This window comes from uncultured Turicimonas sp., assembly GCF_902477955.1.
GTDB lineage: Bacteria > Pseudomonadota > Gammaproteobacteria > Burkholderiales > Burkholderiaceae_F > Turicimonas.
This window is the reverse complement of the sequence record NZ_CABSJB010000013.1, coordinates 16546-41774: the sequence shown is the minus strand read 5'-3', so window position 1 is coordinate 41774 and position 25229 is coordinate 16546. Positions and strand designations below refer to the sequence as shown.

24 protein-coding genes are annotated in these 25229 nt (G+C 45.2%); 15 read left to right on the top strand and 9 right to left on the bottom strand.

All coding sequences use genetic code 11. From position 1 onward, the window contains the following. Nucleotides 1-72: 72 nt before the first annotated feature. From RDK53_RS05440 to RDK53_RS05400, 9 genes are all read left to right on the top strand, one after another. The gene (locus RDK53_RS05440) at nucleotides 73-1077 is read left to right on the top strand and encodes a phosphotransferase (RefSeq protein ID WP_308513634.1); all 1005 of its coding nucleotides are present in this window, start codon (nucleotides 73-75) and stop codon (nucleotides 1075-1077) included. Continuing rightward, nucleotides 1077-1784, top strand: a complete 708-nt coding sequence (murU, locus tag RDK53_RS05435; RefSeq protein WP_308513633.1) for an N-acetylmuramate alpha-1-phosphate uridylyltransferase MurU — start codon at nucleotides 1077-1079, stop codon at nucleotides 1782-1784. The genes RDK53_RS05440 and murU overlap by 1 nt, the downstream gene beginning before the upstream one ends. Then, complete coding sequence (dusB, locus tag RDK53_RS05430) at nucleotides 1777-2763, top strand: tRNA dihydrouridine synthase DusB (RefSeq protein ID WP_308513632.1); 987 nt, start codon at nucleotides 1777-1779, stop codon at nucleotides 2761-2763. The genes murU and dusB overlap by 8 nt, the downstream gene beginning before the upstream one ends. A gap of 17 nt (nucleotides 2764-2780) precedes the next feature. After that, entirely contained in the window at nucleotides 2781-4340 is a 1560-nt protein-coding gene (gene purH / locus RDK53_RS05425) for a bifunctional phosphoribosylaminoimidazolecarboxamide formyltransferase/IMP cyclohydrolase (RefSeq protein ID WP_308513631.1), read from the top strand. Nucleotides 4341-4518: 178 nt separating this feature from the next. Continuing rightward, entirely contained in the window at nucleotides 4519-5811 is a 1293-nt protein-coding gene (gene tolB, locus RDK53_RS05420) for a Tol-Pal system beta propeller repeat protein TolB (protein ID WP_308513630.1), read from the top strand. Nucleotides 5812-5821: 10 nt separating this feature from the next. After that, nucleotides 5822-6319, top strand: a complete 498-nt coding sequence (pal, locus tag RDK53_RS05415) for a peptidoglycan-associated lipoprotein Pal (RefSeq protein ID WP_066594058.1) — start codon at nucleotides 5822-5824, stop codon at nucleotides 6317-6319. After that, nucleotides 6316-6996, top strand: a complete 681-nt coding sequence (gene ybgF, locus RDK53_RS05410; RefSeq protein ID WP_277039888.1) for a tol-pal system protein YbgF — start codon at nucleotides 6316-6318, stop codon at nucleotides 6994-6996. The genes pal and ybgF overlap by 4 nt, the downstream gene beginning before the upstream one ends. A gap of 119 nt (nucleotides 6997-7115) precedes the next feature. Then, nucleotides 7116-8519: a ClC family H(+)/Cl(-) exchange transporter gene (locus RDK53_RS05405; RefSeq protein WP_308513629.1), complete on the top strand. Its 1404-nt coding sequence runs from the start codon at nucleotides 7116-7118 to the stop codon at nucleotides 8517-8519. 131 nt (nucleotides 8520-8650) lie between these two features. Further along, a complete protein-coding gene (locus RDK53_RS05400; RefSeq protein ID WP_066594054.1) occupies nucleotides 8651-10273 on the top strand; it encodes an NAD-dependent malic enzyme in 1623 nt (540 codons plus the stop codon). A 135-nt stretch (nucleotides 10274-10408) separates the two neighbouring features. Here the strand turns inward: RDK53_RS05400 and RDK53_RS05395 are convergent, their stop codons facing one another. The 3 genes from RDK53_RS05395 to RDK53_RS05385 form a co-directional block, all read right to left on the bottom strand. Continuing rightward, nucleotides 10409-12166: a SulP family inorganic anion transporter gene (locus tag RDK53_RS05395; protein WP_308513628.1), complete on the bottom strand. Its 1758-nt coding sequence runs from the start codon at nucleotides 12164-12166 to the stop codon at nucleotides 10409-10411. Nucleotides 12167-12293: 127 nt separating this feature from the next. After that, a complete protein-coding gene (gene metG / locus RDK53_RS05390; RefSeq protein WP_308513627.1) occupies nucleotides 12294-14396 on the bottom strand; it encodes a methionine--tRNA ligase in 2103 nt (700 codons plus the stop codon). A gap of 2 nt (nucleotides 14397-14398) precedes the next feature. Further along, nucleotides 14399-14593, bottom strand: coding sequence for a hypothetical protein (locus tag RDK53_RS05385; protein WP_308513626.1), 195 nt, complete (start codon nucleotides 14591-14593; stop codon nucleotides 14399-14401). A 111-nt stretch (nucleotides 14594-14704) separates the two neighbouring features. On the opposite strand from RDK53_RS05385, the gene apbC reads away from it, so the two are divergent. Then, a complete protein-coding gene (gene apbC, locus RDK53_RS05380) occupies nucleotides 14705-15790 on the top strand; it encodes an iron-sulfur cluster carrier protein ApbC (protein ID WP_308513625.1) in 1086 nt (361 codons plus the stop codon). A gap of 44 nt (nucleotides 15791-15834) precedes the next feature. Here the strand turns inward: apbC and RDK53_RS05375 are convergent, their stop codons facing one another. Both RDK53_RS05375 and RDK53_RS05370 read right to left on the bottom strand, forming a co-directional pair. Beyond that, nucleotides 15835-16896, bottom strand: coding sequence for an NAD(P)/FAD-dependent oxidoreductase (locus tag RDK53_RS05375; protein ID WP_277035859.1), 1062 nt, complete (start codon nucleotides 16894-16896; stop codon nucleotides 15835-15837). A 60-nt stretch (nucleotides 16897-16956) separates the two neighbouring features. Further along, on the bottom strand, nucleotides 16957-18441 hold the full coding sequence (locus RDK53_RS05370) for a M48 family metalloprotease (protein WP_066594045.1): 1485 nt from the start codon (nucleotides 18439-18441) through the stop codon (nucleotides 16957-16959). Between the two features lie 109 nt (nucleotides 18442-18550). On the opposite strand from RDK53_RS05370, the gene moaC reads away from it, so the two are divergent. After that, a complete protein-coding gene (gene moaC / locus RDK53_RS05365) occupies nucleotides 18551-19027 on the top strand; it encodes a cyclic pyranopterin monophosphate synthase MoaC (protein ID WP_308513624.1) in 477 nt (158 codons plus the stop codon). A 7-nt stretch (nucleotides 19028-19034) separates the two neighbouring features. On the opposite strand, the gene RDK53_RS05360 is transcribed toward moaC, so the two are convergent. The 3 genes from RDK53_RS05360 to RDK53_RS05350 all read right to left on the bottom strand — a co-directional run bounded on the left by RDK53_RS05360 (nucleotide 19035) and on the right by RDK53_RS05350 (nucleotide 22242). Next, on the bottom strand, nucleotides 19035-19721 hold the full coding sequence (locus RDK53_RS05360) for a response regulator transcription factor (RefSeq protein ID WP_308513623.1): 687 nt from the start codon (nucleotides 19719-19721) through the stop codon (nucleotides 19035-19037). A 414-nt stretch (nucleotides 19722-20135) separates the two neighbouring features. Further along, nucleotides 20136-21317, bottom strand: a complete 1182-nt coding sequence (locus RDK53_RS05355) for an MFS transporter (protein WP_308513622.1) — start codon at nucleotides 21315-21317, stop codon at nucleotides 20136-20138. Between the two features lie 28 nt (nucleotides 21318-21345). Beyond that, a complete protein-coding gene (locus RDK53_RS05350) occupies nucleotides 21346-22242 on the bottom strand; it encodes a universal stress protein (RefSeq protein WP_066594040.1) in 897 nt (298 codons plus the stop codon). 171 nt (nucleotides 22243-22413) lie between these two features. On the opposite strand from RDK53_RS05350, the gene RDK53_RS05345 reads away from it, so the two are divergent. The 3 genes from RDK53_RS05345 (at nucleotide 22414) to RDK53_RS05335 (ending at nucleotide 24299) form a co-directional block, all read left to right on the top strand. Then, a complete protein-coding gene (locus RDK53_RS05345) occupies nucleotides 22414-23211 on the top strand; it encodes a tRNA threonylcarbamoyladenosine dehydratase (protein WP_308513621.1) in 798 nt (265 codons plus the stop codon). A 131-nt stretch (nucleotides 23212-23342) separates the two neighbouring features. After that, the gene (locus tag RDK53_RS05340; RefSeq protein WP_066594038.1) at nucleotides 23343-23777 is read left to right on the top strand and encodes a universal stress protein; all 435 of its coding nucleotides are present in this window, start codon (nucleotides 23343-23345) and stop codon (nucleotides 23775-23777) included. 120 nt (nucleotides 23778-23897) lie between these two features. Further along, on the top strand, nucleotides 23898-24299 hold the full coding sequence (locus RDK53_RS05335; RefSeq protein ID WP_066594036.1) for a hypothetical protein: 402 nt from the start codon (nucleotides 23898-23900) through the stop codon (nucleotides 24297-24299). A gap of 5 nt (nucleotides 24300-24304) precedes the next feature. On the opposite strand, the gene RDK53_RS05330 is transcribed toward RDK53_RS05335, so the two are convergent. Continuing rightward, nucleotides 24305-24436 carry a hypothetical protein gene (locus tag RDK53_RS05330; RefSeq protein WP_308513620.1) on the bottom strand — a complete coding sequence of 44 codons (132 nt, stop codon included), beginning with the start codon at nucleotides 24434-24436 and terminating at the stop codon, nucleotides 24305-24307. Between the two features lie 30 nt (nucleotides 24437-24466). Here RDK53_RS05330 and RDK53_RS05325 point away from each other — a divergent pair, with 30 nt between their 5' ends. Next, complete coding sequence (locus RDK53_RS05325; protein ID WP_066595903.1) at nucleotides 24467-25219, top strand: Nif3-like dinuclear metal center hexameric protein; 753 nt, start codon at nucleotides 24467-24469, stop codon at nucleotides 25217-25219. The last annotated feature ends 10 nt before the right edge of the window (nucleotides 25220-25229 follow it).

Genomic DNA, 25229 nt, shown 5'->3' with positions numbered 1-25229 from the left:
CACGGAATTGGGTGGCTAAATTATAAAGGCAATAGTTGTTGTCTTGCTTATTCTGAAAAGAGGTATTTTCTGATGGAATGTCGTGAACAATTAAACAAATGGCTCGCTTTGGTTTCCCCGACTTACGGTCTTCAGCCGGAGACTTTGACTTATGCCTCCTCAGATGCAGGGTTCAGACAATATTTCCGTATTCAGGGAACCGGCCGCAGCTACATCATCATGGATTGTCCGAAAGAAAAGCAATCCATGAAAGAGTTCGTCAAGGTTGATGAGATTATGAAGACTGCCGGTCTGAACGTTCCGGAAATTTTTGAGGTCGACTATGAAGGCGGCTTCATGCTGCTCTCCGACTTAGGAACTAAAACCTATTTGGATGTTTTAGATCACGATAATGCCGACCGGCTCATGGATGATGCAACAACAGCCTTGGTCAAACTTCAGGTTGCCAGCAAACCGGATGTCCTTCCGCCCTACAGCGCCGAGCTTCTAAGAAAAGAAATCAATTTGTTTACTGAATGGTTTTTAGAAAAGCATCTCCATATGGAATTGTCCGATCTCGAGAAAAAGCTTTTGGAGAGGACTTTTGATCTGATTATTGCTAAGAATTTGAGTGAGGCCAAGGTATACGTTCATAGAGACTATATGCCAAGAAATTTGATGCCGGAGTCTGTGGATAATCCGGGTGTTCTGGACTTTCAGGATGCAGTTTACGGACCTATCAGCTATGACATTGCAAGTCTCTGCCGTGACGCTTTTATTTCTTGGGAAGAACATCAAATCATTGATTGGACGATTCGTTACTGGGATAAAGCAAGAAAAGCAGGACTGCCGGTTCCGGCAGATTTCGGAGCTTTCTGGAAAGATGTTGAGTGGATGGGACTGCAGCGCCATCTGAAGGTGTTGGGAATCTTTTGCCGTTTGTCTTACAGAGACGGTAAAGATAAATACATCGGCGATCTTCCGCGCTTTATCAATTATGTCTCTAAAACTGCCGGCCGTTATGATGCGTTAAAGCCGTTGGCAAACCTTATGGACAAGATTCAGAATAAAGAAAAGCAAGTAGGTTATACGTTTTGATGAAAGCAATGATCTTAGCCGCAGGACGAGGTAAACGAATGCGGCATCTAACGGATTCGATGCCGAAGCCGTTAATCAAACTTTGGGGACGCCCTTTGATTGAGTGGCAGATTCTGGCGTTGAAAAAAGCTGGGTTTAAAGACATTGTTGTTAATGTTGCCTACTGTGCCGACAAGCTGCTGGAATATCTTGGGGACGGTTCAAAGTACGGGGTAAACATAACTTTTTCCATAGAAGGATATACTCACGAAGAATCTTTGGAGACCCGAGGAGGAATCGTTAAAGCGTTAGATAAGCTGGTTGAACAAAGCAGTAGTGAGCCTTTCGTTGTCGTGTCCGGAGATATCGTCACCGACTTTCCTTATGAGTCCTTAAAAAGCGCAGCAAAGAAAGTCTCCGGGGGGCAAGCTAAAGCGCACTTGGTGTTGGTTCCGAACCCTTCTTATCATGAAGGCGGAGATATGGGCCTGGAAAAAGGACAAATTACCCGCAAACAAAAACAATATACCTATGGGAATATAGCTGTTTTCTCTCCATCAATTTTTAAAAATATTCCAAGTACTAAAACTCCGCTTTTTCCATGGCTTTACGATTTTGTAGATCAGGGGTTGATTACCGGAGAAATTTATGAAGGTAATTGGGCAAATGTCGGAACCCCGGAAGAATTAGAAAAATTTGAAAAAATGTCCCCGTATTGCTATGAATAACATCCAAGTAGGCCCAGTCAGTATTGCCGGTCAAACGATTCTGGCCCCTATGGCTGGGTTTACCGATCTGCCTTACCGCAAAATTTGCAGACAATGGGGAGCCGCCTATGCAGTTGCTGAAATGGCCGCTTCCAAAGATAACCTTCAGCATACCGCCAAAACTTCTTTCAGGATGAACTTAGATGGAGAACCATCCCCAAGAGGAATTCAGCTGATCGGTTCCGTTCCTGAAGAGCTAGCAAGAGCAGCTAAGAGAGCGGAAAACGCCGGTGCCGACATCGTAGATTTAAATTGCGGCTGTCCGGCTAAGAAGGTGTGCTCGGTAGCATGCGGTTCAGCACTTTTAAAAAATCCGGATTTAGTGGAGTCCCTTCTTAAGAGTATTGTGAATGCCGTTTCGGTTCCGGTAACCCTCAAGTACAGAATTGGTTGGACTGCATCCGATATTAATGCAGTGGATTTGGGAAAAAGGGCTGAAGAGGCAGGAGTAAAAATGCTGGTTCTGCACGGAAGAACCGGGGAGCAAGGTTTCAAAGGACATGCAGAGTATGAAACGATACGACGTTTGAAACAAGCCGTTTCCATCCCTGTTATCGCCAACGGGGATATTGATACCGCAGATAAGGCATTGGAAGTGCTTAAAGCCACTGGGGCTGATGGTGTAATGATCGGCAGAGGAGCACTTGGAAATCCTTGGATTTTTAGCCAAATCAATTCTCTGTTATCGGGAACAAGACAATTTATACTTAGCAAAACTCAAATTGAGGAAACAATCATTGGGCATATCCGTTCTCATCATGCCTTTTACGGAGAAGTCCTTGGTCTTAAAACTATTAGAAAACACCTGAATTGGTACCTCAAAAGATTTAATGCGGACGAGAAAGATATTCGTAAAGTTTTATTAGCCGGGAATCCGGACGAACAGATTGATCTGACCCTTAAGTTGCTTGAAAGGTTGGATCTGTCTATTAATCTCTAATGAGGAGTGGTTTTTACATGAAAAAACAAGCATTAATTAGCTGTTCCGATAAGTCAGGTGTGGTCGAGTTCGCAAAAGAACTCTCTAACCTTGGTTATCACATTTTATCTACTGGCGGTACAGCAAAATTGATTGCTGAAGCAGGTATTCCAGTACAAGAAGTTGCTGACTATACCGGTTTCCCAGAAATGTTGGACGGCCGTGTTAAGACATTGAATCCGAAGATTCATGCAGGGCTTCTCGCTCGCCGCTGCGTTCCTGAACATATGCAGGCTCTTGAACAGTTCAAGATTGACCCGATTGATATCGTTGCCGTAAACCTCTATCCGTTTGAACAAGCAATTGCTAATCCAAACTGCACTTTCGAAAACGCTATCGAAAACATTGATATCGGCGGCCCAACAATGATTCGTGCAGCTGCTAAGAATCATGAAAGCGTTGCCGTGATTGTTTCCCCAGGAGACTATAGAAAGGTTATCGATGAAATCAAAGAAGTCGGCCATGTAACTCCTGAAACCAGACTTGAATTGGCTAAGAAAGTGTTCGTTCATACCGCTCACTACGATGCCATGATCTCTAACTATCTGACAAGCATGAAGGGTTCGGACGTTTCGACACGTACTCGCTTCCCTGAATCTTTGACTCGTCAGTGGGTTAAAGTCCAGGATATGCGCTATGGCGAAAATCCTCATCAAGCTGCCGCTTTCTATAGAGAAAAACACGTTGCTCCGGGACTTCTTGCCGGCTACGACCAGATCCAGGGGAAAGAACTTTCTTACAACAACATCGCTGACTCCGATGCTGCATGGGAAGCTGTCAGAAGTTTTGATACACCGGCTTGCGTCATTATCAAACACGCAAATCCTTGCGGCGCAGCCATCGGTGTAGATGCTGCTGAAGCTTATGCAAAGGCCTTTAAGTGCGATCCGACATCCGCATTCGGCGGCATTATCGCCTTCAACTGCAAGGTTGGCCAAGAAGCAGCAGAAGAAGTCTCCAAACAATTTGCTGAAGTTATTATTGCTCCGGAATTCACACCGGAAGCTCTGGAAATCTTTGGCAAGAAGAAGAATCTTCGCTTGTTGATTGTTGCTAACGGCTCCGCCCACAACGATTTCGATATGAAGAGAATCGGCGGCGGACTCTTGGTTCAAACACCGGACAGCCAGACAGTCAAAGAAGAAGATTTGAAGGTGGTAACAGAGCTCCAGCCAACTAGCGCTCAGATTTCCGACATGATGTTTGCTTGGAAGATTGCTAAGTTCATCAAATCCAACACCATCGTATTCGTGAAGAACGGCATGACTTTAGGTGTTGGAGCCGGTCAGATGAGCCGTGTTGACTCTGCCCGTATCGCTTCTATTAAGGCAAAAGAAGCCGGTTTGTCCTTGCAGGGCAGCATTGCGGCTTCCGATGCTTTCTTCCCGTTCAGAGATGGTTTAGATGTAATTATCGATGCCGGTGCTAAGGCTGTTATTCAGCCAGGCGGCTCCATCAGAGACGAAGAAGTTATTGCTGCTGCAAATGAACGCGGAATCACAATGGTATTCACAGGTGAACGCCACTTCCGTCACTAAAATCCATAGCTAACTAGCACAAAGAGACCATTGAGTAAATCGGTGGTCTTTTTTTTCTTAACACTTCTTAACCCAAAATGTCCACAGATATAGGTTTTGTGTAACAAAAAAAATTAATATACTTCAGATTAATTTTGTAAAGAAAATATTCCTACGTAGGGATGAGCAGGAAATAACTATGACAGTTCAAATGTTTAAGAGACGTTTGCTTCTACAGGGAGCAGGGCTGATGGCCGGACTAGCCGCTTCCGGATTGGCGTGGGGACAGTTCCAAGTAGATATTCTCGGAGTTGGAGCAAATCAGTTCCCAATCGCGGTTCAACCCTTTGAAAATGAGTATGCTTGTCCTGGAAATATTTCCAAGATCATTTCCAATGACTTGGTACGAAGCGGCGTTTTTCGTTTAGTTGAGGGAGGCTCAGCATCCGGCATCGATGTCGATCCTGATTGGAAAGCTCTGACTGCACAAGGAGCGGATGCCGACGTAGTAGGCAGCATCCAGAAGACAGCGGATAACCGCTACGAAATTAAATTCAAATTATTTGATGTGGTTAAAAAGCAGGAAACCGATCAGGCCTCATACGTCTGCCCGGCTGATGATTTGCGTTTAACCGCACACCGCATTGCCGATAGAATCTACGAGAGAATTACCGGAGAAAAAGGCGACTTCGCTACAAGAATAGCTTTCGTGCGTCAGGACGGACGGCATGTATTCAATATTATGGTTGCCGACAGCGACGGACACAATCCTAAAACTGCATTGAAGAGCCGTGAGCCGATTATGTCTATTGCATGGGCCCCTGACGGCAGAAGAATTGCCTACACCACTTTCGAAACCGGTAAGCCGACAGTTTGGCTTCAAAATCTGACAACCGGCAAGAGACACCAGGTTGCTGCTTTCCGCGGCAACAACAGTGCTCCTGCTTTCAGCCCGGACGGTTCCACCTTAGCAGTGGCTCTTTCTAAAGACGGTGGTACAAAAATCTACTTGCTTAACCCTGAAGGCATGAATCTTCGTCCGTTTACGGAGGGAGATAGTATCGATACTGAGCCGACTTTCTCTCCTGATGGAAAATATATTTATTTCACCAGCGACAGAGGCGGCAACCCGCAGATTTACAGAAAACCTGTGGCAGGCGGTTCAACAGAACGTGTCAGCTTCGGCAATGCCTACGCTGTCAGCCCGACTGTGAGCCCGAAAAATAACGAGATTGCGTATATTGTTAGAGCCGGAGGTAACTTCCAGCTTGTCCAACAAGATCTCTCTACCGGTAACGTAATCCCCCTTTCTCAACTTGGTAAAAACGAATCCCCCAGCTATTCCCCTAACGGAAATATGATTATCTTCGCTACTGACGAAGGAGGTAAGGGAGTGCTCTCGACGGTATCTACCGATGGAAGCTCTCGCTCCCGCTTGTCAGGCTTGAGCGGAGACATTAGAGAACCCGCTTGGGGACCGACCATTCGATAGGAAATTAAAAATGAATCTTCAACGTTTTTCTTTGGCAGCTGCTGCTGTTTTGGCTGCCTTATCTTTAACAGCCTGCTCTAGCATTGATTTAGAGAAGGATAAAGATGCTGCTTCCGTTACAGATGCAACAGAAGTGGAAAGAATGCTCAATGCTAAAGACGGTCCTTTAGCTAAACGCGAAATTTACTTTGACTTTGACAGCTACAGCGTCAGCCCGCAGTACATGCCGATCGTAACTAATCACGCTAAATTCTTGGCCAACAACAAGAATGTTAAAGTTATGCTTGAAGGCAATACTGATGCCCGCGGCAGCCGTGAATACAACTTGGCTTTGGGACAAAAACGTTCTGAAGCTGTTAAACAGCGTATGACATTGATGGGAGTTAATCCTGATCAAGTAGAATCTATCAGTTTCGGTAAAGAACGTCCAAAAGCTTTGGGCGATACTGAAGAAGATTACGCACAGAACCGTCGCGTCGATATTCATTATTTAGTCGGTAACAAATGAGAACTAGCTTACTTGCCTCTTCCTTGATCGTTTTTGCAACTCTTGCCAATCCTGCTCATGCTCTCTTCGGAGATGATGAAGCAAGAAGGGCGATTGTAGAATTGCGTGCCCAAATGCAGACTCAACAGGAAACGCAAATGCGGTTGTACGAGCGCATTGAGTCGCTGACAAAAGAGGTTAAAAACCTCAGAGGTCAGCTCGATGACCTGAAAAATTCCTATGGGAAACAGCAGAACATGGTCGGTGATCTGAACACTAAGATTCAGGAAATGGATCCGAAGGTTCAAGCCAACCAGGCAGCGCAGGATAAAAAGATCCAGCAGAGGCAAGAACTCGACAACGCTTTGAAATTGTTGAATCAAAGTGCGTATGCAAAAGCTATCTCCGCATTCAACACTTTCATCCAGAAAAACAGAGGTTCCGAGCTCTATCCGGAAGCAATGTACTGGTTGGGAAGCAGCTACTATGGAAAGGGAGACTTCAAAAAAGCTATTGATACCGAGTCAGCTTTAGTGAAGAACTTCCCTCGCCATGCAAAAGTACCCGAAGCAATGCTGATTATCGGTATGGCTCAAATGGATACTAAGAAAACGGAGGATGCTAAACAAACGTTCCAACAGTTAATCAAGCGTTTCCCGAAGAGCGAAGCCGCGAAGATGGCAAAGAGTCAAATGTAATTGCTGTTAAGCACAAAAGAACAGGACCATTATGGTCCTGTTCTCATTTTGAAGGACATTGACTCACCCTCAGCTGTTTTGGCCTTTATTCTAAGCATACAAAGAAAAAAGAGGCCATTATGTCTACTAGTAAAACCAATCAGACAGTTCCCCCGCAAACGCCGCCGATTGCGGGACTGCCTCCGCAAGACAGTGCAACAACCTTAGGAAAAGAGTCCGTGGGTTCATTGTGTTGGTTCTTAGTACTTTGCATGGTTGCCGGCTTTTTGACGGGCTTGGCCGGAGGGTATTTCCAATACTTCCTTCATATGGCCGACAAATACCGTAATCAGCTTGCTTCTTGGGCCCATACCGCCGGAACTTTTGAAGGTCTTCTGACACTAATTGCAATCTGCGTCGGCTGCGCGGTTGTCGGACGATTCTTGGTTCGTTTTGCTCCGACTGCCGGAGGAAGCGGAATTCAATACGTTGAAGCCATGTGGCACAACGAACATGAGCCGGCACGTCTGCCAATCCTTTTCGTAAAATTCTTCGGCGGTCTTTTGACGTTGGGAAGCGGGATGGCACTTGGCCGAGAAGGTCCTACCGTCCAAATGGGGGCTTCTATCGGGGGTACTCTCGGCAGAATATTCAAGCTGGACTATACGAAGCTGAAATTTTTAACCATTGCCTCAGCCGGCACAGGGCTCGGAGTGGCTTTCTCTGCACCGCTGGGCGGGGCCATGTTTACTTTCGAAGAAGTAACCAAGGACATTAAACCGAGTTTGGTAATTTCTACCATGCTTTGTGTGCTGGTCGGCTGTTCTACTTCCATGACGATTCTTGGAGCTCAACCGGATTATGCTGTTATCCAAAAGGCTTTTGCCATTCCGAATGTTAAGGAAGTTTTTGCCTTGGTTCTGTTCGGCATATTTATCGGAGCAATGGGAGTTTTATATAACAAATCCGTGCTGCTTCTTTTGAATCTCAACGATTACTTCAAACATATTCTGCCGGAGGTTAAGGCAGGTATCGTCGGAATCGTGGTTGCTCTGCTTCTTTGGTATGCGCCTTACTTGGCAGGCGGCGGTGATAATTTAGGTCAGGATATGCTGAACTATGCCTATCCTATTCAGATTGTTTTGCTCTTTGGTCTTATTCGCTGGATCTTTGCTCCGCTTTGTTATTCAACAGGGGTGCCCGGCGGATTGTTTTCTCCCTTGCTTCTCATGGGAGGAATTTTAGGACATTTGTTTGCTTGGGCTCTTGGATTAGTCGGAATAGAGGTCAGTCCATTGGCCTTCTGCGCGGTCGGCATGAGCGCATTTTTCGGGGCGACAATTCGTGCGCCCTTTACCGGTGTGCTCTTGATTTTGGAAATGACGGCTTGCTGGGATCTAACGTTGGCTATGATCGGCGCCAGTGCAGTAGCTTTCTTTACCGCTAAGTGCTTGAAGGATCCTCCGATTTACACGGCTTTGAGACTTAGAATTCCTGAGGTTAAACAACTTCAGAAAGAAGGAAAACAAGTGCTGTTTGGCTAACAACAAACAAATTGTTGCCTTATGAGCGTTTATCTTAAGGTTAAAGGGATAAACTCTAACTGAACGAGAGTATAAAAGGGCGGGGCTCGTCTCCGCCCGAATCTATTTTTTTCTTTTTGGAGAAATTTGTTATGGCTCAGCCCTTAGAAGGAGTCAATGTTTTAAGAAATCCTTACGTTAATGAAGGAACCGCCTTCAGTAAAGAAGCTAGGGAAAAATTAAAACTCCGCGGTCTTTTACCGCCCAGAATTTTGACAATCGAGCTTCAAGCCAAAAGATTTATGGAAAGAGTGAGAGAGACGGATGACAACTTGGTCAAATACGAACTCCTCGATTCTTTACGCCATAGAAATCGTACGCTTTACTTCTATGTGTTAATCAATCACATCGAAGAATTAATGCCAATCGTCTACACACCAACGGTGGGCAAAGCCTGTATGGACTATGACCATATTTTCCGTAATACCGACGGTCTATATGTTTCCATCGAAGATAAAGGGCAAGTTGCTGAGCTTGTCAGCAATTGTCCGCAGGAAAATGTTGACATTATTGTCGTTACTGACGGTGAAAGAATTTTAGGTCTCGGAGACCTGGGTACCGGCGGTATGGGTATTCCAAAAGGAAAGCTTTCCCTCTACACAGCTTGTGCCGGTATCCATCCGGAACGTTCTCTGCCTGTTTGCATTGACGTTGGCACAAACAATCCTGCATTGCTCAAAGATCCTCTGTATCTTGGTCTGCAACATCCCAGAGTTGACGGAGACGCATACTACGAACTCTTAGAAGAATTTATTTTGGCCGTTCGCAAACGTTGGCCGGGTGTATTAATTCAGTTTGAAGACTTTGCTAACCGACACGCATTTAAACTCCTTGAAATTTGGAGAGACAAGGTTACTTGCTTTAATGATGATATCCAAGGCACAGCTTCCGTTACTGTCTCCGGATTCATGTCTGCAACAAAAGCCAAAGGAACAAAAGTTTCCGACGAAAAGATTTTGTTCTTAGGCGCCGGTGAAGCCGCTCTCGGCTGCTCTAATTTACTTGTTCAGGCAATGATTGCCGAAGGTCTGACGGAACAGCAGGCAAGAGACAGAATCTTCCTCTTTGATTCTAAGGGCCTCGTTGTTTCTTCCAGAGACAACTTGTCTCATGACAAAGCTCTTTATGCCAAAGATGTGGAACCCTGCACAACTTTCTTGGATGCAATTGAAACCGTTAAGCCGACAGCTATCGTAGGTTTGGCCGCTCAGTCCGGTGCCTTCAACGCATATGTATTAGGCGCAATGGCAAGATTGAATGAACGTCCTATCATCTTTGCTTTGTCTAACCCGACATCCAAAGCAGAGTGCACAGCACGTGAAGCTTATACGTATACAGAAGGACGTTGTCTTTTTGCTTGCGGCAGCCCCTTCCCTCCGGTTGAATTAAACGGCAAGACTTTTGTTCCTCGTCAAGGCAACAACAGCTACGTCTTCCCGGGAATCGGCTTGGGAGCCTTGTACACTAAAGCCAGTTTAATTCCTGACGGCGTGTTCTTGGCAGCTGCTCGTGCATTGACTGAAACTGTTACAGACGAAGATTTGGCTAACGGAAGCCTCTTCCCGTCTTTGACAGAAGTTCGTTCAGTATCTCGTCATATCGCACAGAGAGTTGCTGAATATTGCTTAGAAAGCGGTATCGCCCAGATCGAAAAACCTGCTGATTTGACGGCTGCTTTGGAAGACTACATGTACAAACCTAAGTACCTTGACTAGTCTTCTCTAAAAGGCTTTTGAAAAACTGCTGAGTCTTCGGAGTTCTGAATCTCAGCAGTTTTTCTTTTAGGAATAAAAAAATCCCGCAGAACAAAACGCTGCGGGATTTTTACGAAGAAGGATTAAGAACTTAGCTTACTTTTCAACGATGCGGATATCTTCGTGCGCAGCTTTCTTTTCTTTCTGGAGTCTCTTTTCTTCTAAGAACTCTTCGCCTACCTTGATTGCTTCGTCCATGTCTCCGACAAGATACTTGCCTAGCGTCTTGGTCATGCCAAGACGTTCCATCTGCTTAAGAGGATGGCCGTTTGCACCGGCAATAACCAAAATCTTTCCGTGAGCTAAAAGGTTCTTCTGGAATTTCTCAATGATGTCAAGAGCACTATTGTCAATAGAGAGAAGATCCGTGAAATTGAAGATAATGACATCCGGAGAATGAGGATCAATGATGTGCTTCGGATCCGTCACGATTTCCAGTTTGGAAACTGAGCCGAAGAACAAGGCGCCTTCCATAACCCAGGCTTCAATGCCGTAGGAGGCATTAAACGGCAGATGCAGAGGAAGCACGCGTGTCAGTGTGTTCATTCTGTAAAGGAAGAACACTGCAGCTGTCATCAAACCGACTTCTACGGCAACGGTCAAGTCGAAGATGACTGTCAGGAAGAAGGTTGCCAAAAGTGTAGCCTTGTAGGACATAGTGAATTGTCTGAGTCGGATAAATTCATGCCAATTTCCCATGTTAAAGGCCATGAAGAGAAGGATGGCAGATAAGCAGGCTAAAGGTACGTTAGAAGCTAATGGAGCTGCAACAAGAACAATAATCAGCAAGGTGATACTGTGAACCATGCCGGCGACGGGAGAGACCGCACCGCTCTTAATGTTGGTAACGGTACGAGCAATTGTGCCGGTAGAAGGCAACCCGCCGATAAACGGCACGATGCAGTTGGCAATGCCTTGTCCCATCAATTCTTGATTAGGATCATGACGATCATCTGTCATAGCATCGGCTACGCGGGCACAGAGAAGAGATTCAATGGCGCCGAGCAGTGCCAGGGTCAAAGCAGGTCCGATAAGCTGATTAAAGGAGGTCCAGGAGACTTCCGGCAATTGGAGTTTAGGAAGTCCCTGCGGAATGCCTCCGAACTTGGAACCGATAGTCTCTACTGGAAGATCCATGAATGTCACTGCCGAGGTCATGATGATTAACACAATGACGGTACTTGGGATTCTTGCCATCCAGCGCTTCCAAGGAGCTCCGCCTTGGGTCCAGCTTCTCGGCCAAAGAAAAACAATAATTAAAGAAAGAAGCCCGATGCCGACAGCGTATGGATTAACGGTTGAAATTGCTCCGTATAGAGTGGAGATTTGACTGAAAAAATCCGCCGGCATTTTAGCGATATCAAGGCCGAGAAAATCTTTGACCTGAGATAAGCCGATAAGAACTGCAATACCGTTGGTAAAGCCGATAACAATGGATACGGGAATAAAACGAATAAAGCTTCCTATCTTCAGCAGTCCCATAATAAATAGGAAGATGCCGGAGATAAACGTTGCCGCTAAAAGACCGCCTACGCCGAACTGAGCAATGATGCCGTAAACAATAACGATGAAGGCACCTGCTGGGCCACCGATCTGGACTTTGCAGCCGCCGAGCAAGGAAATTAAGAATCCTGCCACAATGGCCGTATAAATACCTGCTTCAGGAGTCATGCCGGAGGCAATGGCAAAAGCCATAGCGAGGGGAAGGGCAACCACACCTACCGTCAGACCCGCAGAAAGGTCACTAGTAAATTTGTTGACGGAATAATCTTTAAGAATATTTATAGAAGCAGGATGGAAAGTTGCTAGCGGAAAGCGATGCAAAGCATCCACAATATGCTGACGTGCAGTCATTTCTAAATTTCGTTGGCAAGTGAAGATTGAAGTTTTGAGAGTGTATCCCTCAAAAATAGAAAAACTCTAACTTTCGGTAGAAATAACAGGTTTTTGACCGAAAGTTAGAGTCAATTAGGTGATTTTACTAGTGCAAACGCATACCCGGTTTAGCACCGCAATCAGGGTTTAACAGATACAAGCCGGTGGTCTTCTCACTGCCGTCAGAAGCAGAAAGAAGCATTCCTTCAGAAAACTGGCCCATCATTTTGCGAGGTTCAAGGTTCGCAACAATGACTGTCAATTTACCGATCAAGTCTTCCGGCTTATAGAAATTGGCAATACCGGAGAAAATGTTTCTTGTTTTTCCTTCTCCTACATCCACTGTTAGCTGAAGGAGTTTCTTGCTCTTTTCAACTTTAGTGCAGTTGACGATTTTTGCGACACGCAAATCTAATTTAGCGAAATCGTCAAAGGTGATATTCGGCTGGAGAGGTTCAAAGACGAATTCATCTTTGTTTTCATCGGAGACTGCCTCTTTAGCTTTTTCTTCAGCTTTTGCTTTGTTAGCAGGGTTGCTGAGTTCAAATAATTGTGTGAGCTGGTCGGGTGTCGCACGCGTCATCAAATGCTTGAATGGCTTGATTTGAGTTTCTGCATTTAATGAATTTTGAACGGTTTCCCAGTTCAGGTCGCAGCAGCCGAGGAAGTCTTCAACCTGAGATGCTGTTCTCGGAAGGACAGGTTTCAAATACAAGGTCAGAAGACGGAAAGCTTCCAAGACGGTAGAGCATACGGCATGAAGCTTAGCGCGGTTCTCTTCGCTCTTTGCTAATTCCCACGGTTTTTGACTGTCAACGTATTCATTGACTTTATCAGCAAGCTCCATGACTTTTCTCATGGCCTTGTTATATTCCCTGGCTTCGTAGAAGTCTCTAATGGCGTTCGAGAAGGACTTCACGTCGCTGACGAGGTCGCTGTCAGTAATCGCATCAGCATCGACTTTGCCGTCGAATCTCTTGAGGATAAAACCGGCGGAGCGGCTGGCAATGTTTACATACTTGCCGACCAAGTCGGTATTGGCTCTTTGGATGAAGTCTTCAGGATTGAAATCGATATCTTCCACCTTAGAGTTGAGCTTATAAGCCAGATAATAACGGAGCCATTCCGGATCCATGCCCAAATTCAGGTAGGCGATAGGATCAAGGCCCGTTCCGCGGCTCTTACTCATCTTTCTGTTGTAAACGGTTAAGAACCCGTGGCACCAAACATGATCCGGGGTCTTGAAGGGCTTGCCGGAAAATTGAAGCATTGCCGGCCAGAAGAGAGTATGGAAGTAGGCAATGTCTTTGCCGATAATATGAATCTGTTCAGTTGTAGAAGTTTCCAACAAGGCTTGGAAGTTAATTCCTTTTAATTCGCAATAGGCCTTTAAGCTCGCTAAGTAGCCGATAGGGGCGTCGAGCCATACATAAAAATATTTGCCCGGTGCATCCGGAATTTCAATGCCGAAATAAGGAGCATCGCGGCTGATATCCCAATCAGAGAGATCGCCGTCTTTTCCAAGCCATTCTTCAGTCTTCGCAATAATCTGAGGCTGCAGTCTCAACGAACCGTCAGGAGCAACCCCTTTTGTCCAGTCTCTCAGGAATTCTACGCATTTTGGATCGGAGAGTTTAAAGAAGTAGTGAGTACTCTTTCTTAATTCAGGTTTTGCTCCGGAAAGGGCGGAATACGGTTCGATGAGTTCGGTCGGGGCATAGACTGCTCCGCATACTTCGCAAGAATCACCGTATTGATCTTCAGCACCGCACTTAGGACATTTGCCTTTAATGAAACGGTCCGCCAAGAACATCTTCTTTTCCGGATCGTAGAACTGTTCAATATCCTTTGTATAAATCAGACCGGCGTCTTTGAGGCGATGATAAATTTCACAGGAAAGTTCGGTATTCTCTTTACTGTCTGTGGAGTGCCAGTGATCAAACTTGATGTAAAAACCGTCCAGGTACTGTTTGCGTCCTTCGGAAATTTTCTTAACGAAAGCTTCCGGAGAGATGCCTAATTTTTGGGCAGAAATCATGATTGGCGCACCATGTGCATCATCAGCACCTACAAAGTGGACAGTGTTGTCACCCATGCGTTGATGACGGACCCAAATGTCAGCTTGAATGTACTCAACAATGTGGCCCATGTGAAAATTACCGTTCGCATATGGAAGAGCGGTAGTCAGGAATATGGTGCGTTTACTCATGTTTAAAGTTCTGCTAAAGATTTAGTTAACGTGAAACTCATAATTTTACTCTTTCTGGCAGAGCTTCTTCTTTCTACGGTCAACTGACCATCAGAAAATTCAGCCATCTGCATAATCATTGAGAAAATCTCTTTTTGAGCATTGCTGTCCAGTCTTATTCTTGCGGCTTCATTTTCTTTTGAAGCCTTGAGTTTCATACAATATTTCGCAACTTTTTTGATCCGTTTTGAAACAATCGATTAGGGTATCTCTTCGGTCGTGAGTTAAACTTAACGGATATTTTTCAGAACTAATAATTGGAGTTCTACATGGACGAAAAAATTGAACAAAAAGTTCGCCATCTTTTGAAGGAAGTAGTTGATCCGAACACCGGAAAAGATTTGGTGACTTCTAAGTCAGTTAAGAAAATTGAAGATGTCGATAATAAGTTAAAAATTTTAATCGACCTCGACTATCCCGCAAAAACACAAATTCCTGTTGTCAAGAATCTTGTCGAAGCAAAATTGGCTGAGAATCATATTGAGGCTGATGTTGAAGTTAGACAGAACATCATCGCTCACCAAGTTCAGAGAGGCGTGAAGGTATTTGATAATGTCAGAAACGTTATCGCCGTCTCTTCCGGCAAAGGCGGTGTGGGCAAAAGCACCGTTGCAGCTAACTTAGCGTTGGCTCTTCAGGCAGAAGGCGCAAAAGTCGGTTTGTTGGATGCTGATATCTATGGTCCTAGCCAGCCGACTATGCTTGGTCTTAAAGGCGGTGCAGTTACAAAAGACGGCAAGACTCTTGAACCGTTAGACGGTCATGGCTTGCAGGTAGCTTCTATCGGGGTGCTCATTGATCCGGACGAACCGATGATTTGGAGAGGTCCTCTTGCTGTTTCAGCTCTTCAACAGTTGATTAAGCAGACAAACTGGCACGATCTGGACTATTTGATTGTAGATATGCCGCCGGGAACAGGCGATATTCAGCTTTCTCTTTCTCAGGAAGTGCCTTTGACCGGCGCTATCGTGGTCACAACTCCTCAGGACATCGCTTTAATGGATGCCAAGAAGGGTTTGGTCATGTTTGAAAAGGTCAATGTTCCAATTCTCGGTATTATTGAAAATATGGCAACTCATATCTGCAGCAAGTGCGGACATGAAGAACATATCTTCGGTGAGGGCGGAGCTAAGAAGATGGCCGAGCAATACGGCGTCAAACTTTTGGGCGAAATTCCTTTGGACATCAATATCCGCCTCAGCATGGACAAGGGCGAACCGATTGTTGAAGCTGCTCCTGACAGCAAGGTCGCTCAGGTTTACAAAGAAATCGCTAGAAAGGTCGGCGTTCTCGTTTCTGAAAGAAATAAAGATTACTCAGCTAAGATGCCTTCCATCAAGGTTTCTAACGACTAATCTTCAAAATTGAAAAAAGCGGCCGAGGCCGCTTTTTTCGTTTCTTAATCAAAGTGAGGTGTTTCAACGCCTAAAACTTTGTGAAGCTTCGGACTTGTTGTGGTGTACTGCAGGAGAACACGTTTTTCCGGGAAAACGTAGTCAGCTGCCGCAAAAGCAGCAAGAGCACATTCATGGAAGCCGGACAAAATAAGTTTCTTCTTGCCCGGATAGATGTTGATATCGCCCACGGCGAAAACACCCGGAATGTTGGTTTCAAATCTTGCAGTATCAACCGCAATCTGTTTGCGTTCGAGCTTAAGGCCCCATTCGGCGATTGGGCCGAGTTTCGGTTGAAGACCGAAAAATACCAGCAGATGATCCATCGGCATGCGTCGTGTAACGCCGTCTGCGCCGGTAACTCTGACCTCTGTCATAACGCCGTTTTCTTCTGTAAAGCCAGTGACTTGACCTACTTCAAACTGCATTTCCCACTGGTCGCAGAGTTCTTTCATCTTAGTTACGGAAGCAGGGGCTGCTCTGAAGCCGTCTCTTCTGTGAATAAGGACAACGCTTTCTGCTTTGCCAACAAGGTTTAAGCACCAGTCTAATGCAGAGTCACCGCCTCCGCAGATAACAATATTCTTGCCTTCGAACATGGAAGGATTTTTAACTTTATAGTGCAGCTGCGTGCCTTCGAATTTGTCGATGTGCGGTACTTTAAGTGTTCTTGCTTGGAAAGAACCTACACCTGCGGCGATGAATACTGCGCGGGCAAGAAATTCCGTTCCCTTAGAGGTTCTAACGTAAAGACGGCCATCTTCGAGCTTCTTGAGTTCCTGGGCTTCTTCTCCGTAGTGGAAAGTCGGATTAAAGGGCTCGATTTGTTTAAGAAGGTTGTCTGTAAGTTCTTGTGCAGAGCAGACTGGAACGGCCGGAATGTCATAAATAGGCTTGTCCGGGTACAGTTCCACACATTGACCTCCCGGTCTCGGTAAAGAGTCGATGACGTGGGCCTTCATTTCCAGAAGACCGAGTTCAAAAACTTGGAATAGGCCTACAGGGCCGGCTCCGATGATGACTGCATCCGTTTCAATTGGTTTGGATTGATTTTCTGTTTCTGCCACTTTATTTCTCTAAATTTAAAACCGTGATATTTTCTCATTAATCAAAAGGTTCAAACGACCTCAATTTTCATACTTTTTGTCGTCTTCAACCTGCTTTCTTAATTCTCTTAGCCTTGCATCGATTTCACTCATCGTGTAGAAATCACCGTCGTTGCTTCGCTGAGCAATTTGAAATTGCTGAATAGCCGCGACTTTCTGGCCGTTAAGCGCATACATTTCTCCAATTGCTTGGTGACTCAGGCTTTTCTTTCCAAGTGCCTCGTAAGTTCTTCCTAAAATCGACTGATACGCCGGAGTCCTAGAATTAAGAGCATGCTGTTTTCGCATTAGCTTAATGACCTCGTTGTATTGTTTTCCTTTGTATAAGAGTTCTGCATAGTTCAGAAGCGCTAACTGAGATAAAGGATTGCGGTCGTAATTCTGTTTTGCAAGCTGAATGCCGCGGCTTTGCTGACTTGGTGAAGAAAGGAAAACTAACTCGGAATGGAGTTTGCTGATTATGTTTGAATTTTGGCCGGCCATCTTCCTAGCGGTTTCAATCTCTGTCAGAGCTTCGGAATATTTCTTCATTCTCTGGAGTGCAACCGCGCATCCGTAGTGATCGGCAACTGCTTGATAGCCTTTGGCTGTCTTTAAGTCGTTTCGGAAGTACTGCAGGGCGTCATCCCAGCCTTGGAATCTGTTTGATTCGAGCACACGAAGGCGTGCCTGAATCAAAAAGAAGTCAAGAGAGTCTTTGTAGTTTACTTTCTTTGAAAGACGGGAGCGATTTTGAGCCTCACTCATTCTTTCAACTGTCATCGGGTGAGTGCGCAGATAAGCGGGGGCAGCATGCGCACCTTCGTACACACGATTATTAAAGTCTAAACGGTCGAAGAACTGCTCCATGCCCTTAGGATCGAATCCGGCGCGCACAAGGGAAGCGTAGCCTACACGGTCAGCTTCTCTTTCAGCGTTGCGGGAAAAACTTAAGTAGTTCTGTGCCATTGCGGCTTGTGTGCCGACAACTGCGGCGGCCGCCCCATCACCGCTGCCTGCTCTTGCTGCCAGAATAGCGACAAGCAAGGATCCGAGAGTCCATGCCAGATTATTTTTTTGTCCTTCCAGCATACGTGCAATATGGCGCTGCTGGACGTGAGCAATTTCGTGTCCCATTACCGAGGCGAGTTCGCTTTCCGAACGAGCTGCCGTAACAAGCCCTGTGTGGATGGCGATAAATCCTCCCGGTAAAGCAAAAGCGTTGATCGAGGGATCGCGGACGGCAAAGAAATTGTAGGAATAGCCGTTAGCCGGGCCTGCAGAAACTAATCGATAACCGATTTTGTTCAGATATTCTGAGGTTTCCGGATCGGGAAGATAAGTCGGATCGCTTCTGACCTCTCCCATAATGTGTTCGCCAATTTGTCTTTCTTCCAGAGGAGACAAAGTAGAACCGCCGGCCGCACCTAAATCCGGAAGATTATAAGATTGGCTGTAAGCTGCAGAAATCGGCGTCAGCGCTGTAAACACCGAAACAACTAGACAGCATAACGGTTTAAGGTTCATACACTCTTTCGCACAGATGTTATAGGATCTACAAAGTTAACTTTAAAAGCAAAAGCTTATCTCTTTTTGAGAGAAATAACTTAAGTTGTAACCAAATATAGGATTTCTAATGGCAGAACTAACTCATTTTAACCAATCGGGTGAGGCCCACATGGTTGATGTCGGAGAGAAAGGCATTACCAGAAGAATAGGCATCGCAGAAGGCTGGATCCGCATGCAGCCGGAAACATTGAAGAAAGTCCAGGAAGGGACTTCCAAAAAGGGCGATGTGCTTGCCGTAGCACGAATCGCTGCAATCATGGGATCCAAAAAGACTCCGGATTTAATTCCGCTTTGTCACCCGATTTCGTTGACCCATGTAAATGTGGATTTTGAAATTTTTGAGAAAGAGTCAAAAATTCGCTGCGTCGTGACATGTGAAACTTGGGGTAAAACAGGAGTTGAAATGGAAGCGCTCACCGCCGTTCAGGTAGGCTTGCTTACTATTTACGATATGCTGAAAGCCGTGGACAGAGGTATGGTCATGTTCGACATCCGCCTCTTAGAAAAGCACGGAGGAAAAAGCGGCGATTGGTTCGCCGCTTAGTTAAGAATTATTTCTCTAAGATGCCCAGCTGGGAGGCTTCGTAAACAGCCTCTCCGCGGGAGTGCACCTGAAGTTTACGATAAATCTTTTTAATGTGTGCCGTGACCGTATGACACGAAATTTGCAATGTTTTGCTGATTTCAGAGAAACTCATACCTTTAGCAAGCAGTTCGAGAATCTGAGATTCTCGCGGAGAGAGAGGATTGTTGGGAGAAGCGACTACGCGGGCGCCATCTTTTTTCCGGTTTTCTCTGCCTTTTTTTGCCTGAATGGAGTCTAGGACAACTCGTGCGACGGGAGGACTAATCGGGCTTCCTCCGGATGCCACGACACGAACGCATGCGGCAATATCAATTGCTTCAGGTTCGCCTTTTAGAATGTAGCCGGTAGCGCCGTTGTCTATAGCGGCTTTAATGTCAGTTGGAGTGTTTTTTGCGCTGATGACAACACAATTTCTCACGCCGTAGTCAGTTAAAGCCAAAGATATCAAATCGGCACCGTTGCCGTCGGGGAGATCGATTTCCGTGATCAACAAATCGCAGGAGGTCTGACTCAACAATAGATTGGCTGAGGACATGCTTGAGCAGATACCAACTAGTTTGATTGTGGGATCATGAATCAAACGTTGGCGGTACAAGCGCTGTGTCTCTAAATCAGACTCGGCAATTAATACTGAAATTTCTTGATTTAACAAAACACCCTCCTACAACTACAAAACTCTTCCTTCTATAAAAAATATAAAAAACTTTTGTTACGGTTAGAGAAATATTAGAAGTAACAAAAGGTGGGTTTACTTCATACTGCTATTTTACAGGGGTGAATGAAAAATAACCATGAGTAAAGTACTATATCGTATTAAGAAAACCCCTTAAATGAAAGTACTATTTTTAACATTTTGTTAGCTACTCATTCATAACCCCTTAATTATTAAGGATATATAAAAGTTATTTTGACAAGATCAATCAATAATAAGCTGAATGTAAAAATTCAGCACGATATTGTTACACTCTTAGTTGCAATTTTGAAAAGACAAAATACTTTTTTATCAGTTCGGCTCGTAAAACGCCGTCCTTCAAGAAGGGATATAAGGCCGGATCTCGGCTTTTAATCACAAGGAAGTCGGGGATGAGATATTTTTATTGGAAGCTTTCAAGTAACCCGCTCCGGCTAGTAAGGTACCTCCTAAAGACCAGAAAGCTGCTGCTGCGCCGACTAAACTTCCTCCGGCGCCGAATAATAGCGGGAATACACAGTGACTTGAATTCATCAGCATCGTTCTGATGCCGATTGCTTCTCCAATTCTTCCTTCCGGCGTCACCGTGTGAAGTAAGGAAAGGACATTAGGCTGAGAGGATCCCAGAGACATACCGAGTACGGAAACAAAGACAAATAGAAGCGGAAGAGAATGAATGAACGGAAATACCAAGAAAATAAGCCCGCTGCTGGCCAGTACAAAAATAATGATCTTCCACTCTTCGAATGCCTTGGAAATAATCGGCATGACTGTCCTGACGGCAAAAGTAGAAATGGAAAAGGCACTCAGCAGCCAGCCGATTTGCACGGCATCTAGCCCAATTTCCGTACCGTACACCGGAATCATGAACGCTTGAAGATCCCAAGCCATCGAAACAAAGGCCGAGGCAATGAGAACATTACGAACAGGTTTGAGAGCGAAGAGTTCAAGAGCGCTGTGCTTTTCAGTCCGCTTTAGTTTAGAAATATTGCTGATATTCTTTGGAAAATTTGAACTAAGCAAAAAGAAGGCCAGGCCCCCAACTATTGCAAAGCTGAAGGCAGCAAGATAAGCGTAGCTGAAACTTCCCAAATCAATGAAGTACCCGGCCATAACGGGGCCTGCCGATCCTGACAAAGAAAAGGCAATTGATTGATAAGTGAAAGCCGTTGCTCTGGTCTTATTGGTTGAAAGAACTCCAATGAGACCTTGTCCGCTGATTAAAGCAAAGAGAAAACCTGTTCCCGCCAATAAACAAGTAATGAAAACCGGCCAGATCCCGAAACTTTCGTAAGGCAGAAAGACCGGAACTAGTGAAGCACTGCCCACCATTGATGCAGCTATCCCGAAGGGAAGCTTGACGCCGACCTTATCAATCCATTTGCCGACATGAATGGCAATAAGTGCGGGGATGAGAGAATAGGCAGAAAGAATCGCGCCGACCACCCAAGCAGATTCTTGATGATCGAGCGCGTAGAGAGTAGATATCACTCTTGAGGACGTAAAGCCACAATGCATCAAACCCATAATTACAACGAGTTTGATAACTTTAAGCATATTAAGTCCTCATAAGAGCTGGCTGTGATTAAGCCTGAATAACTAACAAAGGTGTTTCGCTGATAGCTGCGATACGAGTTGCTGTGGATCCGAGGACGGCTGCTTTAAATGCACCGTAGCCGCGGGTTCCCATAACGATTAGATCCAAACCTTCTTTCTTAGCATAGGCGGCAATTTCATCGCCGGGATTTCCGACAAGGCAAATTTCTTTAGTTGCATAACCGGCTTTGTCGAAGCCTCCGCGGATTGGACCGACAGCTTCTTCGAATGCTTCTTTCTGCATAGAACGTACTTCGGACTCATTTAATGTCGGAAGTGCCATTCCGGCCATATCCGGCATTACTACGCCGGAGTAATCGCTGACGACGTTGATCAAATGGAATTCTGCGTTATCGCCGAAGAGATCATGATTCTTCAAAATATATTGAACCGCAGCTTCTCCATATTTAGAGCCGTCAATGGCTACGCCGACTTTCAGTGAGTCATTTGCAGGGGCAGGTTTATTTCTTAAGATAAGAACAGGTTTGTTGCTCAGTGCCAGAACCGCATTAGTAACGGAGCCGAGTAATAAGCCCTTCAGAGCAGATCTGCCGTGAGAGCCCATAATAATCAAGTCAGCTTCAGTATCTTCAGCAACTTGAGCAATGGTCGGAGCGGCTTCACCTACGGCGAAGCGGGACTGTGCATTGACATTAGCTTTCTTTAAAGCTTGGACAGCGGGTTCTAAAACGATTTGAGCTTCTTCGTCATAGTAGGTCTTCAATGCACCGGAACCAACTAAGTTAGATGCACGTGATGGTACTGCTGCTTGGACGCTGAGAAGTTCGACGGTTGGGTTGTGACCCAAAAGAGTTGCACGCGAAGTTACGAAGTCAATTGAATTCTTGCTGAATTCACTCCCATCAATAGGAACTAAAATTTTCATAGATATCCTCCTCTGTATCGGCTGTACTTATTCTAATTGTTGTAAAAATCTTTGACTACAAAAATCCGTATAACATTAACTGAAGCCAGCCATTAAGACTATTATGCGGTGGTCAAGCCAATAGTGTAACGGCAAATTGTCGTTGAAAATAAATAACTAAAAGGTATTGAATTGTCGAAAAACTTAGAACAAGCTGATCTAAAAAGAAGATTCTCGGGAGTCGGACGTTTATACACGCCTGTCGGTCAAAAAAACATTAACGAGTCTCACTTTATTGTTGTTGGTCTCGGAGGAGTGGGATCGTGGGTAGCGGAGTCTTTGGCTCGAACAGAAGTAGGCCACATTACTTTGATTGATTTAGACAACGTGGCTGGAAGCAACACGAACCGGCAGATCCAGGCCCTCGACGGAAATTACGGAAAGCCCAAAGTTCAAGCGTTGGCCGAGAGAATCGCCCTGATCAACCCTGCTTGTAAGGTTGAATGCATTGAAGATTTTATTGAGCCGGATAACGTCGATGAAATGCTACCGAAGGACGGCATTGTCATCGACTGCATCGATAATGTCAGGGCAAAAGCAGCGATGATCAATACTGCTCTCAAACGCGGTCAGACGATTATTACTTGCGGAGCGGCCGGAGGACGCAAGGATCCTCTGAGAATTAAAATCGATGACCTGGCTTTGACAAAGGGAGATCCGCTTTTATCCCGCGTCAGGGCTCGTCTTAGAAAGGAGTATGGCTTTCCTAGGAAAAATGTTTCCGGAAAAGTCACGAAATTCAAGGTGCCGGCTGTATTTTCCGACGAAGAGGTTCTTCAGCCCAATGAGCAATGCGAGCTTCAAACTATGGGCGGACTTTCATGTGCAGGCTACGGATCCGGCATGGTTGTGACGGCATCAGTAGGTTTAGCCGCATCAGCCCTAGCCCTCAGAAATGTTGCGGCAGGCAATAAAACTATTCGGATTTAGAGCTGGAATTCTTAATTTTTGCGATGGAAGTTTTTGCAAAATTTGTGATTTGCAAAAAAATATTTCATAGAATGTGTGGCTGCGAGTAATATTAAAGATTAACGAGCTAATCGGTAGAGAACAGGAAAAATATGTATTCAAAGATTTTAATTCCCACAGACGGTTCAGAATTATCAGATAAAGCCCTCGAAGCCGGTGTCAATTTTGCAAAAGCCCTTGGCTCTTCTGTTGTTATTGCAACAGTAATTGAGCCTTACAGTTACTCTAATCTTTCAGAATACAGACCTGAAAGTATTGATCAATATGACTCTCGAGTCAGAGAATTGGCTCAGGAAAGACTTGAAGGGGCTAGAGAACTGGTTGAGAAGAAAGAAGTTCCCTGTGAAGTGGTGGCCTTTAAATCTTTTTCACCTGCGGAAGCAATTATCGATGCCGCCACTGAATATGGCTGTGATCTGATCTTTATGGCCTCTCACGGTCGTCAAGGTTTAGCCGCTGTACTGCTTGGCAGTGAGACTCAGAAAGTCTTAACTCATTCCAAAATTCCTGTAATGGTCTATCGTTAATTTTTCGCTAGTCCGCCGACAGTCTCAATTAATGCGTCAACAGTCTCTTTTTAGGGAAGAGGTACTGCATTGTTGTTTGCGAACGGGGCAAAATATAAGAAAATTATTTGAGGAGTGTTTATGTCCGAACCAGTTCAACAAGAAAAGCCAGAACAGGCTGAAGATGCTCAGATGAATCCTGAAGAGCTCTATAGAGAAGAGATCTACACGGACCGTAAAATTGGCGTGATTCGTGCTTTGATTCCTATTCACGTCAGTGGTGAATTCGATGACAGAAGACCTGTAATTTATACGGGTGAAGCTCAGATCATGACCCAGATGGGACCTCTCCCGATTTCCTTCGAAATCAAGGCAGATAACCTTGCGGATGCCGTTGCTAAGTACAAAGAAGCTGCTAAGGCGGGTGTTCAGGAAACAATCCAAAAACTTCAAGAACTGCGCAGACAAGAAGCCAGCAAGCTTGTAGTTCCCGGTCAGCCTGGATTTACTCCACCGTCCGGAAGCGGAATCGTAATGCCGTAACTGGCTTAATAATCGAAAGAGGCAGCAGAGATGTTGCCTTTTTTCATATATCCAATCATCGTCATAACGTCAGACTTGCGTTCAGGCAGCAGAAAAAATCGATTGCTGTGCAGGTCAGTACCATTAAGAAATTCCAATTTCTTTCTTCTCCAATGAGGGATTATTTTATGAAAACTGCCGTGATTGAAAAAACACTAAATGAGTTTCTAGACATTAAAAAAATCAAGGATTACGCTCCAAACGGCCTTCAAGTTGAGGGTTGTAAAGATACAACAAAAGTGCTTTGCGGGGTTACGGCTTCTTTAGAACTCATTGATAAGGCGATAGAAATTGGTGCCCAGACAATTATTGTTCATCATGGCTACTTCTGGAAGAATGAAAGTCCGTGCATCACCGGAATCAAAAAGAAACGACTTTCAAGGCTCCTTACAAAAAATATTAACCTCTTGGCTTACCATCTTCCGCTGGATATTAACCCCGTGATCGGCAACAATTATCTTTTCGGAAAATTGCTCGGAATTCAGGACGGACGGCCCCTTGAAGATTATCCATGTTTGAACATAGGAACATTGCCAAAACCCATGACCGTGTCGGAATTGGCTAATCTCATCAGTACTAACCTCAATAGACCACCCCTCTCCATATTTTTAGACTCCGACAAAATTTTATCGACTGTTGCTTGGTCAACCGGAGCCGCCCAAGACTACCTGGAAACCGCATATGAAGCAGGAGCTCAAGCTTACATAAGCGGAGAAATTAGCGAGAGAACGGTGCTGGAGTCCCGGGAATTGGATACTCCTTACTTTTCTGTTGGGCATCATGCCAGCGAAACATTAGGCATACGAGCTCTTTCGGAATGGCTCAAACAGCAGTTTCCTGAACTCGAAGTTTCTTTCGTCAATATAGACAATCCGGTATAGCGGAATCTAT

What these genes read in the sequence shown, in the direction of transcription:
- RDK53_RS05440 (WP_308513634.1), top strand. Translation starts at nt 73, where the DNA reads ATGGAATGTCGTGAACAATTAAACAAATGGCTCGCTTTGGTTTCCCCG.
- murU (WP_308513633.1), top strand. Translation starts at nt 1,077, where the DNA reads ATGAAAGCAATGATCTTAGCCGCAGGACGAGGTAAACGAATGCGGCAT.
- dusB (WP_308513632.1), top strand. Translation starts at nt 1,777, where the DNA reads ATGAATAACATCCAAGTAGGCCCAGTCAGTATTGCCGGTCAAACGATT.
- purH (WP_308513631.1), top strand. Translation starts at nt 2,781, where the DNA reads ATGAAAAAACAAGCATTAATTAGCTGTTCCGATAAGTCAGGTGTGGTC.
- tolB (WP_308513630.1), top strand. Translation starts at nt 4,519, where the DNA reads ATGACAGTTCAAATGTTTAAGAGACGTTTGCTTCTACAGGGAGCAGGG.
- pal (WP_066594058.1), top strand. Translation starts at nt 5,822, where the DNA reads ATGAATCTTCAACGTTTTTCTTTGGCAGCTGCTGCTGTTTTGGCTGCC.
- ybgF (WP_277039888.1), top strand. Translation starts at nt 6,316, where the DNA reads ATGAGAACTAGCTTACTTGCCTCTTCCTTGATCGTTTTTGCAACTCTT.
- RDK53_RS05405 (WP_308513629.1), top strand. Translation starts at nt 7,116, where the DNA reads ATGTCTACTAGTAAAACCAATCAGACAGTTCCCCCGCAAACGCCGCCG.
- RDK53_RS05400 (WP_066594054.1), top strand. Translation starts at nt 8,651, where the DNA reads ATGGCTCAGCCCTTAGAAGGAGTCAATGTTTTAAGAAATCCTTACGTT.
- RDK53_RS05395 (WP_308513628.1), bottom strand. Translation starts at nt 12,166, where the DNA reads ATGACTGCACGTCAGCATATTGTGGATGCTTTGCATCGCTTTCCGCTA.
- metG (WP_308513627.1), bottom strand. Translation starts at nt 14,396, where the DNA reads ATGAGTAAACGCACCATATTCCTGACTACCGCTCTTCCATATGCGAAC.
- RDK53_RS05385 (WP_308513626.1), bottom strand. Translation starts at nt 14,593, where the DNA reads ATGAAACTCAAGGCTTCAAAAGAAAATGAAGCCGCAAGAATAAGACTG.
- apbC (WP_308513625.1), top strand. Translation starts at nt 14,705, where the DNA reads ATGGACGAAAAAATTGAACAAAAAGTTCGCCATCTTTTGAAGGAAGTA.
- RDK53_RS05370 (WP_066594045.1), bottom strand. Translation starts at nt 18,441, where the DNA reads ATGAACCTTAAACCGTTATGCTGTCTAGTTGTTTCGGTGTTTACAGCG.
- moaC (WP_308513624.1), top strand. Translation starts at nt 18,551, where the DNA reads ATGGCAGAACTAACTCATTTTAACCAATCGGGTGAGGCCCACATGGTT.
- RDK53_RS05355 (WP_308513622.1), bottom strand. Translation starts at nt 21,317, where the DNA reads ATGCTTAAAGTTATCAAACTCGTTGTAATTATGGGTTTGATGCATTGT.
- RDK53_RS05350 (WP_066594040.1), bottom strand. Translation starts at nt 22,242, where the DNA reads ATGAAAATTTTAGTTCCTATTGATGGGAGTGAATTCAGCAAGAATTCA.
- RDK53_RS05340 (WP_066594038.1), top strand. Translation starts at nt 23,343, where the DNA reads ATGTATTCAAAGATTTTAATTCCCACAGACGGTTCAGAATTATCAGAT.
- RDK53_RS05335 (WP_066594036.1), top strand. Translation starts at nt 23,898, where the DNA reads ATGTCCGAACCAGTTCAACAAGAAAAGCCAGAACAGGCTGAAGATGCT.
- RDK53_RS05325 (WP_066595903.1), top strand. Translation starts at nt 24,467, where the DNA reads ATGAAAACTGCCGTGATTGAAAAAACACTAAATGAGTTTCTAGACATT.